This is a genomic window from Escherichia sp. AM3 (assembly GCF_032029835.1).
In the GTDB taxonomy this organism is placed as follows: Bacteria; Pseudomonadota; Gammaproteobacteria; order Enterobacterales; family Enterobacteriaceae; genus Escherichia; species Escherichia coli.
On record NZ_JAVUPQ010001186.1, the window covers coordinates 1 to 249 of the forward strand.

A 249-nucleotide genomic window follows, 5' to 3' on the forward strand; every position below is an offset into this window, starting at 1 on the left:
TGCTGGGAACGTAAGAAACTTAGTGTCATCGTGGTGGTAGCGTCAGTATCGACTATTTTGCTGGCTGCGCTGACGCCACTGCTGACAAGACAGGCTGTGAATGACGCACTGGCGGGCAATCCGGCCCGCCTGCCGTGGCTGGCCTGCGGGTTACTGTTGATCGCTTTTTTTGATTTCATCGGTAACTATGTGCGCCGTGGTTATGCCGGGATGCTCTCACTCTGGGTGCAGCATACCCTCAGAGGACGG

1 protein-coding gene is annotated in these 249 nt (G+C 56.2%); it reads left to right on the top strand.

The genetic code is table 11. From position 1 onward, the window contains the following. The coding region (locus RTW80_RS30250; RefSeq protein WP_312721884.1) for a hypothetical protein at positions 1-249 on the top strand (249 nt) is incomplete at both ends.